Source organism: Pseudomonas sp. MH10, from assembly GCF_034353045.1.
In the GTDB taxonomy this organism is placed as follows: domain Bacteria; phylum Pseudomonadota; class Gammaproteobacteria; order Pseudomonadales; family Pseudomonadaceae; genus Aquipseudomonas.
The window spans coordinates 4,853,492-4,869,317 of sequence record NZ_CP133783.1; the positions used below are offsets into that span (position 1 = coordinate 4,853,492).

12 protein-coding genes and 1 pseudogene are annotated in these 15,826 nt (G+C 57.1%); 8 read left to right on the forward strand and 5 right to left on the reverse strand.

The genetic code is table 11. The annotated features are described in order from the left end of the window. From RHM59_RS21885 to bglX, 3 genes are all read right to left on the reverse strand, one after another. The gene (locus tag RHM59_RS21885) at window positions 1-1,338 is read right to left on the reverse strand and encodes a sigma-54 dependent transcriptional regulator (protein WP_322285378.1); all 1,338 of its coding nucleotides are present in this window, start codon (window positions 1,336-1,338) and stop codon (window positions 1-3) included. A gap of 6 nt (window positions 1,339-1,344) precedes the next feature. Then, window positions 1,345-3,108 carry an ATP-binding protein gene (locus RHM59_RS21890; protein ID WP_416195037.1) on the reverse strand — a complete coding sequence of 588 codons (1,764 nt, stop codon included), beginning with the start codon at window positions 3,106-3,108 and terminating at the stop codon, window positions 1,345-1,347. A 91-nt stretch (window positions 3,109-3,199) separates the two neighbouring features. Beyond that, on the reverse strand, window positions 3,200-5,485 hold the full coding sequence (bglX, locus tag RHM59_RS21895) for a beta-glucosidase BglX (protein WP_322285379.1): 2,286 nt from the start codon (window positions 5,483-5,485) through the stop codon (window positions 3,200-3,202). A 271-nt stretch (window positions 5,486-5,756) separates the two neighbouring features. Here bglX and RHM59_RS21900 point away from each other — a divergent pair, with 271 nt between their 5' ends. From RHM59_RS21900 to RHM59_RS21915, 4 genes and pseudogenes are all read left to right on the forward strand, one after another. Next, entirely contained in the window at window positions 5,757-6,365 is a 609-nt protein-coding gene (locus RHM59_RS21900) for a LemA family protein (protein ID WP_322185048.1), read from the forward strand. Further along, window positions 6,365-7,104: pseudogene (locus tag RHM59_RS21905) on the forward strand (TPM domain-containing protein). The gene RHM59_RS21900 and the pseudogene RHM59_RS21905 overlap by 1 nt, the downstream one beginning before the upstream one ends. 51 nt (window positions 7,105-7,155) lie before the next feature. Next, window positions 7,156-7,770: a TPM domain-containing protein gene (locus RHM59_RS21910; RefSeq protein WP_322165916.1), complete on the forward strand. Its 615-nt coding sequence runs from the start codon at window positions 7,156-7,158 to the stop codon at window positions 7,768-7,770. 488 nt (window positions 7,771-8,258) lie between these two features. Next, on the forward strand, window positions 8,259-9,476 hold the full coding sequence (locus RHM59_RS21915) for an SAM-dependent methyltransferase (RefSeq protein WP_322185050.1): 1,218 nt from the start codon (window positions 8,259-8,261) through the stop codon (window positions 9,474-9,476). A gap of 1 nt (window position 9,477) precedes the next feature. Here the strand turns inward: RHM59_RS21915 and RHM59_RS21920 are convergent, their stop codons facing one another. Beyond that, window positions 9,478-10,368, reverse strand: coding sequence for a DMT family transporter (locus RHM59_RS21920; RefSeq protein ID WP_322165914.1), 891 nt, complete (start codon window positions 10,366-10,368; stop codon window positions 9,478-9,480). Between the two features lie 127 nt (window positions 10,369-10,495). After that, window positions 10,496-11,542, reverse strand: a complete 1,047-nt coding sequence (locus RHM59_RS21925) for a DUF4917 family protein (protein WP_322165913.1) — start codon at window positions 11,540-11,542, stop codon at window positions 10,496-10,498. Between the two features lie 177 nt (window positions 11,543-11,719). On the opposite strand from RHM59_RS21925, the gene yiaY reads away from it, so the two are divergent. The 4 genes from yiaY (at window position 11,720) to RHM59_RS21945 (ending at window position 15,761) form a co-directional block, all read left to right on the forward strand. Beyond that, the gene (yiaY, locus tag RHM59_RS21930; protein WP_322165912.1) at window positions 11,720-12,868 is read left to right on the forward strand and encodes an L-threonine dehydrogenase; all 1,149 of its coding nucleotides are present in this window, start codon (window positions 11,720-11,722) and stop codon (window positions 12,866-12,868) included. 21 nt (window positions 12,869-12,889) lie between these two features. Next, a complete protein-coding gene (locus RHM59_RS21935) occupies window positions 12,890-13,228 on the forward strand; it encodes a DUF2025 family protein (RefSeq protein WP_322285380.1) in 339 nt (112 codons plus the stop codon). Window positions 13,229-13,620: 392 nt separating this feature from the next. Then, window positions 13,621-14,406 carry an outer membrane protein OmpK gene (locus RHM59_RS21940; protein ID WP_322185056.1) on the forward strand — a complete coding sequence of 262 codons (786 nt, stop codon included), beginning with the start codon at window positions 13,621-13,623 and terminating at the stop codon, window positions 14,404-14,406. A 59-nt stretch (window positions 14,407-14,465) separates the two neighbouring features. After that, the gene (locus tag RHM59_RS21945) at window positions 14,466-15,761 is read left to right on the forward strand and encodes an NCS2 family permease (protein ID WP_322185058.1); all 1,296 of its coding nucleotides are present in this window, start codon (window positions 14,466-14,468) and stop codon (window positions 15,759-15,761) included. Window positions 15,762-15,826: the final 65 nt, after the last annotated feature.

Below are 15,826 nucleotides of genomic sequence, written 5' to 3' on the forward strand. Positions count from 1 at the left end.
CTATTCCACGCTCGGTAGGAACATGTCCCGTTGCAGGCCATGACGCTGCATCTTCTCGTTGAGGGTTCTGCGCGGCAACTGCAACTCGTTAAGCACAGCCTTGATGTCGCCTTTGTGCCGGATCAGGGCCGAGCGCAAGCAATGGGCTTCGAAGGCTTCTTGTTGCGCCGCCAGTGATTGCCTCGATTCGTTACCGATGGGTTGCGCCTGGCTCAACCCCAGCACCTGACGTTCCGCTGCGTTAGCCAGTTCGCGGACGTTGCCCGGCCAGTCGTGGCTCAGCAAGTGACTCAGCTCGGCGCTGCTTAACACCGGGGCCTTGCGTTGCAAGCGATTAGCAGCGGCCTGGGCAAAATGGCCGAACAGCAGCGGAATGTCTTCCCGGCGCTCACGCAGCGGCGGCAAACGCAGTTCGGCGACGTTCAGCCGGTACGCCAAATCTTCGCGAAAACGCCCGGCCCGCGCCTCTTCAAGCAAGTCCGGTTTGGTCGCGGCAATGATTCGAACATCAATGCTGATGCTGTGGTTCGAACCCAGTCGTTCGAGGCGCTGTTCTTGTAGGACGCGCAGCAGCTTGACCTGTTGCGCCAGCGGCATGCTTTCAATCTCATCGAGAAACAAGGTGCCGCCGTCGGCGTATTCCAGCTTGCCGATACGCTTGCCTTGGGCGCCGGTAAAGGCCCCGCTTTCGTGACCGAACAGCTCGGCTTCGAACAGATGTTCGGGGATCGCCGCACAGTTCAGGGCCACAAACGGCTTGCTGGCGCGGGGCCCGAAGTCATGCAGGCAACGCGCGACCAGCTCTTTGCCGCTGCCGGTTTCGCCGCGAATCACCACGTTCACCGGCAGTTGCGACAGCTCCAACACCTGACGGCGCAAGACCTGCAAGCTCGGCGTAACACCGAGCAGGGTTTCGTCGATTTTGGCCTTGGCGTCAGCCTGCTCGTGCAGTCGGCGGTTTTCTAACACCCACTGACGTTTATCCAACGCTCGGCGCAAGATCCTCAGCAGGACCTCCGGGCTGAACGGTTTTTCCAAAAAATCGTAGGCCCCGTCACGCATGGCATCCACCGCCATTGGCACGTCGCCGTGGCCGGTCAGCAAGATGACTGGCAAATCGGGATCAAGACACTGTAGCCGATCAAGAAACGCTAGACCGCCCATGCCTGGCATGCGCACGTCGCTGACGATCACCCCTGGAAAATGCTCCGGTAGCTCGGCGAGGCACTCTTCTGCACGGCTATACAACTGCACGCTAAAACCGCAAAGCGTCAGCCATTGTTGGATGGCCTCGCGGATGCTGGCCTCGTCGTCGACCACCATGACGGAATTCAACATAAAGGGTCAGGCCTCTGGTTCTGCGGGTAAAACAAGCGTGAAGCAAGCGCCGCTGCCGTGGTTTTCCGCTGTTAGCGTGCCGCCGGATTCATGAGCGATGGCGTAAGACACGGCCAGCCCCAACCCTAGGCCCTCGCCCACTGGCTTGGTAGTGAAAAACGGGTCGAAGATGTTTGCCAGATGCTCTTCTGAAATACCCCCGCCCGTATCGCCGACCGCCAAACGCCAGGGGAATGGCGAGTTAGGGTTGCGTTGAAGGCACACTTCAAGCTGCTTGAGCGGTTTGTCACGCATGGCGTCCAGCGCATTACGCAGCAGGTTGATCAGCACCTGTTCCAGGCGGATGGCATCGCCGCGCACGAAAGCCGGGCGGGTCAGGTGCAATGCGCAACTGACACCCTCGTCACGCAAGCGTGGATCGAGCAACAGCAGCGCTTGATCCACCACCGCAGCCAAATCAAGTCGCTCGCGCAAACCGCTGGGACTTTTACGGGCGAAGGTCTTCAGGTGCCCGGTCAGTGCGGCCATGCGTGTCAGTTGCTGATCCAGTGGCCCCAAGGCTTTATACGCATCGTCGATTTGGCCGTGATCCAGCAGCAGGCGCAAGCTGGCCAACTGCATGCGCTGGGTGGTCAACGGTTGATTGATTTCATGGGCCAGCGCCGCCGACATTTGCCCCAGCGCTGCCAATTTGGCCGATTGCACCAGCCCGTCTTGTGCGGTGCGCAGGTCGCGGGTGCGCTCTTCGACGAGTTGCTCGAGTTCTTCACGGCTACGTTGCCGCACCCGCGCCAAGCGCCAGCGCTGGTAAAGAAACAGCCCCAGGAAAACCAGCGTCAGCCAGGTGCCCGCAGCGGCCAAAGCGGCATTGCGTATGTCTTCGGCGAGGACTTGAGGTTTACGCAGCAAATGCAGGGTCCAACCTTCAGCGGCCAATGGCAGCGATTCCCACAGATAATCGGCTGCGCCCTCTGGGCCGTCGATGCGGGTCAGATGGCTGGTGCCGCTGAACTCGCGGATCACGTGACTCTTTAGCGGGGACAGCGGTTGCTTGTCATATTGCCGAGTGGCGATCAGCTCGGCGCGGTCACTGGCGGATATCGGCAACAACTCGCGGTATCGCCAGCCCGGTTGATTGGCAATGAAGACGATACCTTTGGCGTCGCTGAGCAGCAGCAAATCATCGCCTTGACCCCATTGGCGCTCCAGATCGGGAAACTCCAGCTTCACCACCATCGCGCCCAAAAAATCCCCGGCGTCGTTGGTCACCGCGTTGGACAGAAAGTATCCAGGAATGCCGCTGGTCACGCCTACTGCATAGAAACGTCCAACACCGTGAGCCTGGGTTTGTAGGAAATACGGTCGAAAGCCGTAGTTATGACCAACATAGCTGCTGGGCAGTCGCCAGTTGCTGGCGGCGACCGCCAAGCCATTGCGGTCCAATAATTCCAGGGTCGACGACTGCGCCGCGCTGTTGATTTTTTCCAGCTTCAGATTCAACGCGTCTTGGGTGTCTAGGCTGACAGGCCTAAGCAGCGCCGCGCGTAATTCGGGGTCCAACGCCAACACCGCAGGCAAGGCGCGATACCGTTCGATCAGCGTGTGCAGGGTGTTGCCATACAACATTAGTTGCCCACCCGCGCGGGCGGCGTCGTCGACCAATGCATGCCGCTCGGCCTGACGAATCGCTAACCCAGCCGCCAGCACTGCGCCCGCAAGAATCAGCAGCACATAAATGAATACGCGAATAAGGCGAGGGGAGGAGGGCATGGCAACAACAACAAGATGAACCGGCGCGCACCTTAGCATGCGGCGGCCGCAGCGCAGTTCCAGCGCGGAACTGCGCATTCAGCAGCAATTGTTACAGCAGATTAAAACTCTGCTGTTTCACGTCTGAGGAATCGAGACCGATCATCACGTCGAATGCGCCCGGTTCATCGGCGTATTTCAGCGCGGAGTTGTAGAACTTCAGGTCGTCTTCGCTAAGGGTAAAGCTGATGACTTTCTCTTCACCGGCTTTAAGCATGACTTTCTGGAAGTTCTTCAGCTCTTTGACCGGGCGGGCGATGGAGGCGGTGACGTCATGCAGGTATAGCTGCACCACGGTCGCCCCGTCGAGTTTTCCGGTGTTTTTCAGCGTGACGCTGGCGGTCAACGTGCCGCCGCGTTTCATATCCTTAGCAGACAGTGTCACGTCGGACAGGCTGAATTGGGTGTAGCTCAGGCCATAGCCAAACGGGAACAGAGGGCCGTTGATTTCTTCAAAGTATTGCGAAGTGTAGTTGCCTGGCTTACCAGTCTGATAAGGCCGGCCAGTGCCCAAGTGGGCGTAGTAGACCGGCAATTGACCGATGGAGCGTGGAAAGGACATTGCCAGCTTGCCGGACGGGTTGTAGTCGCCGAACAAGACGTCGGCCACGGCATTACCGCCTTCAGTGCCAGGGAACCAGGTTTCCAGCATCGCGTCAGCCTGTTGCTGTTCCTTGACCAATGTCAGCGGTCGGCCATTCATCAACACCAGCACCAAGGGTTTGCCAGTGGCTTTGAGGGCCGCGATCAGATCCCGCTGTCGGCCAGGGATGTTAAGGCTGGTACGGCTCGCCGACTCGTGGGACATGCCACGTGACTCGCCGACCACGGCAACGATGACGTCGGACTGCTCCGCGACCTTAACCGCTTCGGCAATCATTTCTTCGGCAGGGCGTGGATCAACTTCAACTTCGGTGACCATGAAGTTCAGGTATTTGATGATCGAGGGATCATCAGCAACGTTGGCGCCTCGGGCGTAGAGCAGCTTGGCTTTGTCGCCGACTGCGTTGGCCAAACCGTCAAAGACCGTCACTGACTGTTGCGGAACGCCCGCAGCGGACCAACTGCCCAGCATGTCGAGTTGGCTTTTGGCCAACGCGCCGATGACCGCGATGGTGCCTTCTTTCTTCAGCGGCAGGGTTTGGTGGTCGTTTTTCAGCAGTACCAGAGTTTTGCGTGCAACGTCACGGGCTTCGGTGCGGTGCAGGCGACTTTCAGCGTTGGTGTCGACCGGGTCGTGAGCGGCGTCGCCAATACGGCGATACGGGTCAGCAAACAGGCCCATGTCGTACTTGGCACCGAGGACTTCGCGAACGGCGCTGTCGATGTCTTTCTGGGAAATCTCGCCGTCCTTCAACAGGCCGGGTAACTGTTCGCCGTACACCGAGTCGTTCATGCTCATGTCGACACCGGCCTTGATCGCCAGTTTGGCGGCTTCACGGTCATCGCGTGCCACACCGTGGCGGATCAATTCCTTGATCGCGCCGTGGTCGCTGATGGTCACGCCTTTAAACCCCCACTGCTTGCGCAACAGGTCTTTGAGCAGCCAGGTGTTGGAGGTCGCTGGAATACCGTTGATCGAGTTGAGGGCGATCATGACGCCGCCGGCTCCCGCGTCGATAGCCGCGCGATAAGGCGGCAAGTAGTCTTGATACATGCGCGTCGGGCTCATGTCGACGGTATTGTAGTCCTTGCCCCCTTCGACAGCGCCATATAACGCGAAGTGTTTAACGCTGGCCATCAAGCTGTCAGCCCCACCCGGATGTTCGCCGCGGTAAGCGTTGACCATGACCTTGGCAATGCGCGACACCAGGTAAGTGTCTTCACCAAAACCTTCGGAGCTACGGCCCCAGCGCGGATCGCGGGAGATATCGACCATCGGTGCGAAGGTCATGTCCACGCCATCAGCCGACGCTTCGATGGCCGATACTCGACCGCTCAGGGCGATGGCGTCCATGTCCCAGCTCGCCGCTAGGGCGAGACTGATAGGAAACGCCGTACGATGACCGTGGACAACATCGTAAGCAAAAAACATCGGTATCTTCAGGCGGCTGTTGACCACGGCGGCCTGTTGCAACGGACGGTTTTCTGGACGAGTGATTGAGTTGAATGTGCCGCCGATTCTGCCGGCCGCAATTTCCTTTAGGATTTGTGGCTGAGGCATTTCAGGCCCAATGCTGATCAGTCGCAATTGCCCGATTTTTTCATCGAGGGTCATTTGCTTCATCAGATTGGAAATGAATGCATTTTTGTTAGCCAGCAGGGCGGTACTGGTCTCGGCCATCACCGAGTGACTGGCCAGACCGATAACGAGGCCCAGCAAACACAGCTTATTCATGAATATTTTCTCAAGGCGTTCTTCAGTAACTCACGTTAATTACTGGTCAGCCAAAAATTTGGGAATTGAGTCTATTGCGCATATTGTCGATCAGGGCGATGGGCCGCCGCTGAACTCTTTGTCGCGCAGAGCATCTTTAGCGCAGCGAGTTTTAGCGTATTGCGCGTCAGCAATCCAGTGTCGGTCGCGGATTATGCCGGGGATCGTTGGTTTTAGCTAAAGTCAGTCTGTAGGCTGCAATTAAAAAGTATTTCACCAGGGAGCAAAAAACATGCAAACGCCACGGGGCTACCGTTTCAGTTGGTCCATGACGCTGTTGATGCTGCTGAGCACAGTGCTCGCGGGCTGCGGCATCAACAACATCCCGACCTATGACGAGCAGGTAAAGGCCGCGTGGGCGCAGGTGCAGAACCAATATCAGCGGCGTGCTGACCTGATTCCTAATCTGGTGGAGACCGTGAAGGGCTATGCCAAACAGGAACAGACGACCTTGACCGCCGTTATTGAGGCACGGGCCAAGGCGACGTCCATTCAGGTAGACGCCAGCACGTTGAATGATCCGGAAAAGCTCAAGCAATTCCAGCAGGCCCAGGGTCAACTCACCGGCGCGCTGAGTCGTCTGATGGTGGTGTCCGAGCGTTATCCAGACCTCAAATCCAACCAGAACTTCCTGGCGTTGCAGTCGCAATTGGAAGGCACTGAAAACAGAATAAGCGTGGCCCGCAAAGACTTTATTGCCTCGGTCGAGCGCTACAACACGGAGATCCGCACCTTCCCTGGTCGTCTATGGCACAGCGTGATGTACAGCGATTTGCCGATCCGACCCAACTTTGACGCCACCACCGAAGGTGCTGACAAATCTCCGGAAGTGAAATTCTGATGCGCGCCGTGCGGCTTATGGCGCTGGGGCTGCTATTGGCATGCGCCACGGTTGCGTTCGCCGCACTGGTGTTCCCGCCGCTAACCGGACGAGTGGTCGACAGCGCGCAACTGATCGACGGCCAAACCAAAGCGCAACTGACGCAGATGCTTGAAGCCCATGAACAAACCACGGGCGAGCAAGTGGTAGTGGCCACGTTGCCCAATCTACAGGGCACTAGCATCGAGGATTACGGCTATCAATTGGGGCGAGCGTGGGGGGTGGGGCAAAAGGACAAGGACAACGGCGCGCTGCTGATTGTGGCTCGGGATGATCACAAGGTTCGGATCGAGGTCGGTTACGGGCTTGAGGACCGTCTGACCGATGCTCAGTGCTCGGTGATCATCAATCAGATCATCACTCCGGCGTTCAAAGCCGGTAATTTTTCTGGCGGGATCAGCCAGGGCACGCAGGCGATGATTCAGGTATTGGGTGGAAATCCGTTAGCGGAACCTGCTGTCGAACCGGAAGGTGAGGGCGACTCCAGCAATTTACCTCAGGACTTTTTGTATGTGGGGCTGTTTCTGGCCTTCATCTTCCTCAACATGCGGTGGGGGGGAGGGGTCGTTTTGGTGGCGGCGGTGGTTTTATCGGCGGCGCGGGCGGTTTCGGATCCGGAGGCTTCCGATCAGGAGGCGGTGGAGGGTTTGGTGGTGGCGGTGGCAGCTTTGGCGGCGGCGGGGCGTCTGGTAGTTGGTAGTCATAGTAGAAGGGCAATTCGTCATCCATGCATTAGCGAGTGATTCCCACCATGGCTTTACTGAGTAACGACGAACAACGGCAAGTGGCAGAAGCGGTCAGTCGGGTCGAACTGAAGACCGATGCTGAACTGGTTACGGTGCTGGCGGCGAGGTCGGACGATTATGCGTATGTGCCGTTGATCTGGGCAGGACTGGTGGCGTTGCTGGTGCCGGGGTTGTTCAGTTATGTCTCGGGTTGGCTCAGTGCGAATCAATTGCTACTGAGCCAATTCGCGACGTTCATCATTGCTGCGCTGGTCATGCGCTTGCCGCCGATTACCACTCAATTGATCCCTGAGTCAGTGCGTCATTGGCGCGCAAGCAACCTGGCCCGTCGTCAATTCCTTGAGCAAAACCTGCACCGCACAGTCGGCGGAACCGGGGTGTTGATTTTTGTTTCGGAGGCGGAACGCTATGTGGAGATCCTGGTGGACCGTGGCATCAGCAGCCGGCTTGACGATGACGTCTGGAAAGTGCTGATCGACGTGTTCACCCAGCAGGTAAAGGACGGCGAGACGTTAAAAGGTTTTCTGGGCTGCATTGAAGCGTGCGGTGAGTTATTGGCCACCCACGTGCCCGTGACCCAGACACGCAACGAATTACCGAATCGGTTGGTGGTGTTGTAAGCAATCCCAATATTTTTGATCTCTGTAGAAGCGAACGTGTTCGCGATCGGCGGCGAAGCAGTCGTAAACCCAACGACTCGATTCTTCCAGCTAAAACCGAATCAGCCCTTTGAGACCGCTTCGCGCTCCCACCGTTTAAATATCGATGAATCAACGAAGTTTCTGTGGGAGAAGTTGGCGTGCCAACGAACGCGTCACTCGGTCCCACAAATCTGTGGGACCGAATTTATTCGGGAAGGCTTCAGTCCTGACACCCTGCAACCTCAAACCACACAAAGTACCACCCAGTTTGCTGCGCGACAGCGCGGCGTCGAAGACGTGGCGGACCCTCCTACAGATCGAATTTCGGGAGGAGGCCCCGTGAAACCATGCGGCCGGGGGGCATCGATACACCGCCAATCGCCGCCGCTTAATTAAATCAACCCATCTTCCCCAACCCGCCTAAAATAGCCGCCTTGTTATTTTCAGCCCGCCCGAGGCGCTTTCCGATGTCAGTTACTGCAACCTCCACCCAGCCTGCGCCTGATCATCGTGCAGAGTTTTTGAGCCTGCTCGACACCAGTCTGTCGCAAAACTCGTTTATCAAGCTGGTGCTGGCCAAGTACGTCGGCGCTGAGGCGGAGTTGCAGCGGATTATCATCAAGCTGACGATGATCAGAGAGCTGCCGCATTTATCGTTCGTCTATCGCTACAAAACCCGCGACATCACCAAAAATTTCTTGCTCGCCGAAGGCGTTGACCTGATCGCCGGGTTGCTGCCCGACACGTTCAAAAACGCGCACTTATTATCGCTCACCGATGAAGTGCAGCTGGAATACAGCAAAAAAGGCAAAAGCACGCTGTTCAAAAGCAAGGCCCAGCAAGAGCGTGAAGCGCCGTCGGTTGAGCATGATCGGGAGAAGAAGCGCTACTTGGAATTAAGCCGGCCGTTTCTGACGGATCTGGGCGTGACCAATAAACAGCATGAGCTGATTCCGGCCATGTCGCGCAAATGGAAGCAGATCAACAAGTTCATCGAGGTGTTTTCCCACGCCTTGAGTTCATCGCCGCTGGCGCTTGATCAGCCAATCAAGGTCGCTGATTTCGGCTCGGGTAAAGGCTATTTGACCTTCGCCATCCACGATTATCTGCGCAATACCTTGCAGGCCGAAGGTCAGGTGACCGGCGTCGAGTTGCGCGAAGACATGGTGACGTTGTGCAACACCGCCGCCGAACGCCTGGAGCATCCGGGACTGGTGTTCCAGCATGGCGATGTACGCAGCGTGGCGCCCAGCGCGCTGGATGTAATGATCGCTTTGCACGCATGTGACACTGCCACCGATTATGCGATCCACATGGGCATTCGCTCCGGGGCGTCGATCATCATGTGTTCGCCGTGCTGCCATAAGCAGATTCGCTTGCAGATCCAGAGCCCGACGTTGCTGCGGCCAATGCTGCAATACGGTTTGCACATGGGGCAGCAGGCGGAAATGGTCACTGACAGCTTGCGCGCCTTGCTCCTTGAAGCCTGTGGCTACGAGACCAAAGTGTTCGAGTTCATTTCGCTGGAGCACACCAACAAGAACAAAATGATCCTCGCGGTCAAGCGCGCCGAGCCGCTAAAGCATCCCGAGTTGTTGGCGAAGATTCAGGAGCTGAAAACGTTCTACGGTATTCAGGAACACTGCCTGGAAACCTTGCTCCAGGCAGACGGCTACATCAGCTGATTCAGATGCGGATCGCTTTGGGCGCAATGACGGTGGTCTTGCGCCCGAGCATCACGGTGCCGATTACCCCGGCCGCGAACAGCCAGGTGATGGGCTCGATGTGTTCACCGAAGAACAGCGCCGAAAAGGCGATGGTGAAGAAGATCTGCAACAGTTGAACCTGACTCACCCGCGAAATACCGCCCTTGGCAAGGCCCGCGTACCACGCGAAAAAACCGATGAATTGCGAGAAGATCGTCACGTAACCGAACGCCCACCAGGTGCCGGTCGATATCGGCCCTTGATGCTGCAGCGCGAGATAAATCACCGGGCCTGCCAGCAGCGGCGCGGACAACACCAGCGCCCAACAAATGACCTGCCAGCCGCCCATGTCCTTGGCCAATCGGCCGCCTTCGGCATAACCCAGCCCGCCGACGGCAATCGCTGCCAACATCCATAGATCGCCTGCCTGGATGGATCCGGCGCCGCTGATCAACGCATAACTCAACACCAACGCACTGCCCAGTGCGGCACAGGCCCAAAAAGCTTTTGAAGGACGTTCATGGGACAACCACGCCGCGTAAATCGCCACGATTAGGGGTTGTAGGCCATTTACCAATGCGCCGTGGGAAGCCGGCAGCGTTTTCATGGCCCAAGCGGACAACACCGGGAAGCCAATGATGACCCCGAGGCTCACTAGGCACAGGCCTTTGACTTGCGCCCAGGTCGGCCAATGTTCGCGACGGATCAGCAATAGCAATGCCGCAGGAATCGCCGCCAGCAGCGCGCGGCCCAAACCGTTGAGAAGAGGATTAACTTCGTGGACCACGATGCGGGTCATGGGCAGTGTCAGGCTGAAAATAATCACCCCGACCAGGCCCAGGGCCATGCCGGTGTTTTCGCGTGAGGACATGATAAAACGCGCCTTGTTATTGGAGTTATAGACAGAGGCGACCATCTAGCCACAAACCCAAGGCGAACGCCCTCACAGCTATCGAGAGTTTTATCCGTACAGTTTGGCGCAGGGGCGAAACGAAAAATCAGTGCCGTGAAGCGCTGGGTTTCGGCGAGGGCAGGGGCGTGTTCAATCCATTGATCGACACAGATAACGCAGGATCGCCCAGCGGATGGGTCTTGGCGTCATAGAACTTCAGCGTCACGTCTGGCCCGGCAAACAGGCTGCTGTAGTGGCGCTTCTGTTGCTGAATAAAACCTTGGCTGCGTGGTGCGATGGAGAAGGCGATGGTCTTGGGGGCCGCCAGCTTGATCGCATGAACGATGTGCGCGTCTTGCTGGCCCAGCGCGTGGCCAAAAACGCACAGCGCTTCTTTAGGGGACGCCAGTTGCGCGTGGCAGAAACTCAGGTAATCAGTGTGCCGGATCATTTTCACTTTGTTCGCGCTGCTGTCTTCACTGATGAAAATCGGCACGTCGTCCAGCGCGTTGATGGCAAAACTGCCGAGCAGGGTGCTTTCCGATGACAGCAACTTGCGCACGCTGCCATCCAGGTTCTTCACTAAATGCAGCCCGCCGTGCAGGTAAAGCATGCGGGTGGTGTCCGAGATGGACTGCGTACGGTCGAAGGTCGCGTCATCGCCAAACAGGTCGTTGAATTTTTCGGGCGACTGCATCACCGCCCAAAAGCACAACAAATCGTAGTTGGTGGAAAACACATTCCGGTACTGGCTGAGTTCCTGATTGATTCGCAGCAGCGATTGTTCATTCACCAAACGCCATGGAATGTGGACTGAACGCACGGCGTGGATCAACGCTTCTTTGATGGCGAAGTAGCGGTTGCGCGGCGACGACGAACTGATGGTCAGCGCCGCGTTAACCCGCATGGCGCTTTTCAACGCGCTTAAGACCGGCTCGAAGTTACGAGTGTCTAGGGCGTTAAACACGGCGAGTTCGGTGTGGCTCAGGGGTTTGTTGCGGGTGGTCTGGGACTCTTCGAAGAGCGAGAAGTAAGAAAAATTCTTCCAGACCGCCACGCTCGCACCGTTGCCGACCAGCAGATCGGAAAACAGAGTAGTCGTTCGCAGCTCATTCCAGTCTGCAAGCTCAGCGTCAAAATCCGTGAATTCCATAGTCTCTGTTCGTCGCCATCTAGTCGGGAAAGTTCAGCGGCGCGACTTTATCACGCCAAGCACTCAAGACCGGACCGCTATTGCGCCAGATCAATATCGACGCCCGATAATCGGAAGATGCTGCAAGCATTCGCCCGGCCGGATGCACCGGCTGGGTTTCTGTGCAGAGGATTTTCCATGAGCAGTACGTTCTTCATCCCCGCCGTGAACATCATGGGTATTGGCTGTATGGCGGAAGCGATGACCGCCATCCACAATTTCGGTTTTCGCAAAGCATTGATCGTCACCGATGCGGGTCTCGCCAAGGCTGGCGTGGCAGATACCATCGTCGGGTTGTTGGCCGCGCAAGACATTGACGCCCTAGTGTTTGATGGCGCACAGCCCAATCCCACGGTCGGCAATGTCGAAACAGGCCTGGCGATGCTAAAAGGCAGCGGCTGCGATTTCGTGGTTTCCCTGGGCGGCGGCTCACCCCATGACTGCGCCAAAGGCATCGCCCTTTGCGCAACCAACGGCGGGCACATCAGTGATTACGAAGGCGTTGATCGGTCGACCAAGCCGCAAATGCCGGTGGTCGCTATCAATACCACGGCAGGTACGGCCAGTGAGATGACTCGGTTTTGCATCATCACCGACGAGAAGCGCCACATCAAAATGGCCATCGTCGACCGTAACGTCACGCCGGTGCTATCGGTTAACGACCCAGCGCTGATGGTGGCGATGCCCAAAGGCCTGACGGCGGCGACCGGTATGGACGCCCTGACCCACGCGATTGAAGCCTACGTTTCAACGGCCGCGACCCCGATTACCGACGCTTGTGCCTTGAAAGCCATTTCGCTGATCGCCAATAACCTGCGTAAGGCAGTGGCCGATGGCAGCGACATGAAAGCCCGGGAAAACATGGCCTACGCGCAGTTCCTTGCCGGTATGGCGTTCAACAATGCGTCCCTCGGTTATGTCCATGCCATGGCGCACCAGTTGGGCGGCTTTTACAACCTGCCGCATGGCGTGTGCAACGCGGTGCTGCTGCCCCACGTTGAGAGCTTCAATGCCAGCGTTTGCGCTGCTCGCTTGACCGAAATTGCCCACGTCATGGGTGCAGACACCCGCGGTTTGGCCCCGGAAGACGGCAGCCGTGCCGCCATTGCTGCGATTCGTAAACTGTCCACTGACGTTGATATTCCTGCGGGCCTCAAGGAGTTGGGGGTCAAGGAAAATGATATTCCGACCCTCGCGGCCAATGCCCTGAAAGACGCGTGCGGTTTTACCAACCCGCGTTCGGCGGACCAGTTGCAAATCGAAGCGATCTTTCGCAGCGCCCTTTAATTCTTTTTTCGGAGGCTAACCATGAGCATCACTTCCAGCACCATCTGCGACGCGGCGGACCTGCTTAAAGGCTTCGTTGGCTATCACCATAAGGCGAACCGCTACATCGTCCGTTTCAGTGAAGATTCGTTTGGCATGGACGTCGCTGATGACAGCATTACGCCCACCAACGAGTTCGTGTGGCGCAGCGGCGACGGACAATTGATGACCCTGAAACGTGAGTCGGTGCAGTTGCTGCTGGAGCAGAACATCGACGACCGATTGAACATCACGGAACCCTTGCGCATATACGTGCGGCGGGTAGACCTGCCGGAGATAACGGCTATGCGGCAACTAAAACGTACTGATTACGCCGCTTAAATGTTCTAGCAAGACGGGGCCGTTATCGCCGCTGCCCCCTCCGATTCGCAAAGCTTCTCAACGCCTTGATATACGAAGAAACCCTGAGTCTCGTTGGTGCGCCGCGCGCTGTTTTAACGCACTAGAAGGCGTGACGCGTTGAACCCCCAACTTCCTTAGAGTGGACTCTGCACTGATATTAGTGTCCGGGGTTTCTTTCGTTCTTGACCAAGTGGTTAAGTAATCTACGGGCTCCAGCGTCATCCAGCGCTTCTTTAGTCCGGCAATTCTTCTCGGATTTTTCATTTTGTGAACAGTCGCGCTCGGTATTGGCGCGGTTCCTGCTTTATTCGAAAAAGCTGACTATTTGGTCGGCTTTTTTCTGGGCATGGCGCCTCATTGGGAAGCAGTTAATGACACGTATTTTCTCTGGTTTATTGCTTGCCGGCGGGCTTATTGCTGGGGGCCAAGCCACTGCTGGCGATCTGCTTCAATGGCAGAACAACAGCCTGACCTATTTGTATGGCGGGAATTTCGCGGTTAATCCGGAGATTCAGCAAACGTTCACGTTCGAGCACGCGGACAGCTGGAAATACGGTGATAACTTCATCTTCGTCGACAAGATTTTCTACAACGGAAAAAAAGACAGCAACGTCGGGCACAGCACGTATTACGGTGAAATAACCCCGCGCTTGTCCTTCGGCAAAATCCTCGACAAAAAACTCGAGTTCGGTCCGATCAAGGACGTTCTGCTCGCCATGACCTACGAGTTCGGTGAAGGGGATGTCGACGCCTACTTGATCGGCCCAGGGTTTGACTTGGCGGTGCCTGGTTTCGATTACTTTCAACTGAACTTCTATCAGCGTCATACCGACGGCGGTCGTCCAGGCAACAACCTCTGGCAGGTCACGCCGGTGTGGGGCTACACCTTGCCGGTCGGTCGGTCGGATATCTTGTTCGATGGCTATATAGACTGGGTGGTCGACAACGCCAAAAACGACCGTGGTGAATACCACGCCAACCTGCACGTCAATCCGCAGATCAAATACGACTTGGGCAAAGCGCTGCACTGGGGTGAGAAACAACTCTACGTCGGTATCGAATACGACTACTGGAAAAACAAATACGGGATCGAAAACACCTCCAATTTTGATACCGACCAAAACACCGCAAGTCTGTTGGTCAAAGTGCATTTCTAATTCTAAAAACGAGTCACCTGAATCTAACTGACGGTGCTGAATGCGCCACGGGGAGCAACATGCTGGAAAGACTGTTCCAACTAAACATTCATAACACCACCGTGCGTACCGAAATCCTCGCGGGCGTCACCACGTTCCTGGCGATGGCCTACATCCTGTTCGTCAACCCGAGTATCCTCGGCGACACCGGCATGGACAAAGGCGCGGTCTTCGTCGCGACCTGCCTTGCCGCTGCCATCGGCTCAGCCATCATGGGCTTCATCGCCAACTACCCGATCGCCCTCGCACCGGGCATGGGCCTTAACGCCTTCTTTACCTACACCGTGGTTCTGCACATGGGCCACACCTGGCAAGTGGCGCTGGGCGCGGTATTCATTTCGGCGGTGATGTTTTTCATTCTGTCGATTTTCAAGATTCGCGAATGGATCATCAACAGCATCCCGCTGCCGCTACGCTCGGCCATTGCGGCGGGCATTGGCTTGTTCCTGGCGCTGATCGCCCTGAAAAACGCCGGCGTCGTGGTGGCGGATCAAGCCACCTTCGTCGGCTTGGGCGACTTGGCCAAACCGGGCCCGATTCTCGCCACCCTCGGCTTTTTCCTGATTGTGGCGCTGGAAGCCCTGCGGGTGAAAGGCGCGGTGTTGATCGGGATTCTGGCGGTAACGATTGTGTCCATCATCTTCCACTTCTCGCCGTTTGGTGGCGTGATGTCGATGCCGCCGTCCCTGGCCCCGACCTTCCTGCAACTGGACATCAGGGGCGCGTTGGACATCGGCTTGTTCAGCGTGATTTTCTCGTTCTTGTTCGTCGATTTGTTCGACAACTCCGGCACCTTGATCGGCGTCGCCAAACGCGCCGGGTTGATGGGCAAGGACGGCTACATGCCGAAAATGGGCCGCGCGTTGGTCGCTGACAGTACCGCCGCCATGGTCGGTTCGCTGCTGGGCACTTCGACCACCACCAGCTACATCGAATCCGCAGCGGGCGTCAGCGCCGGTGGCCGTACCGGTCTGACTGCCATTGTCGTGGCGATTCTGTTTCTGCTGGCGCTGTTCTTCGCCCCGTTGGCTGGCAGCGTTCCGGCCTACGCCACCGCCCCGGCGCTGATGTTCGTTGGCGTGCTGATGATGTCCGGCCTGGCTGAAGTCGAGTGGGACGACATCACCATTGCGGCTCCGGTAGCGATCACCGCACTGGCCATGCCGTTCACCTTCTCCATCGCCAACGGCATCGCCCTGGGGTTTATCTCTTGGACTGCGATTAAGTTGATGTCTGGAAAAGCGCGGGAATTGAATCCGGCGCTGGTGATCCTTTCAATATTGTTTGTGATCAAGTTGGGTTGGTTTAGCGCTTAATTACTAACCGAACAAGTCGGAGAACAAGAGTGGACCGCCAATGCGGTCCAGAATGTTCGGTGACG

Bases quoted from the DNA above. Each gene is read 5' to 3' on its own strand.
- RHM59_RS21900 (WP_322185048.1), top strand. From the start codon at position 5,757: ATGCAAACGCCACGGGGCTACCGTTTCAGTTGGTCCATGACGCTGTTG.
- RHM59_RS21885 (WP_322285378.1), bottom strand. From the start codon at position 1,338: ATGTTGAATTCCGTCATGGTGGTCGACGACGAGGCCAGCATCCGCGAG.
- RHM59_RS21925 (WP_322165913.1), bottom strand. From the start codon at position 11,542: ATGGAATTCACGGATTTTGACGCTGAGCTTGCAGACTGGAATGAGCTG.
- yiaY (WP_322165912.1), top strand. From the start codon at position 11,720: ATGAGCAGTACGTTCTTCATCCCCGCCGTGAACATCATGGGTATTGGC.
- RHM59_RS21945 (WP_322185058.1), top strand. From the start codon at position 14,466: ATGCTGGAAAGACTGTTCCAACTAAACATTCATAACACCACCGTGCGT.
- RHM59_RS21935 (WP_322285380.1), top strand. From the start codon at position 12,890: ATGAGCATCACTTCCAGCACCATCTGCGACGCGGCGGACCTGCTTAAA.
- RHM59_RS21915 (WP_322185050.1), top strand. From the start codon at position 8,259: ATGTCAGTTACTGCAACCTCCACCCAGCCTGCGCCTGATCATCGTGCA.
- RHM59_RS21910 (WP_322165916.1), top strand. From the start codon at position 7,156: ATGGCTTTACTGAGTAACGACGAACAACGGCAAGTGGCAGAAGCGGTC.
- RHM59_RS21920 (WP_322165914.1), bottom strand. From the start codon at position 10,368: ATGTCCTCACGCGAAAACACCGGCATGGCCCTGGGCCTGGTCGGGGTG.
- bglX (WP_322285379.1), bottom strand. From the start codon at position 5,485: ATGAATAAGCTGTGTTTGCTGGGCCTCGTTATCGGTCTGGCCAGTCAC.
- RHM59_RS21890 (WP_416195037.1), bottom strand. From the start codon at position 3,108: ATGCCCTCCTCCCCTCGCCTTATTCGCGTATTCATTTATGTGCTGCTG.
- RHM59_RS21940 (WP_322185056.1), top strand. From the start codon at position 13,621: ATGACACGTATTTTCTCTGGTTTATTGCTTGCCGGCGGGCTTATTGCT.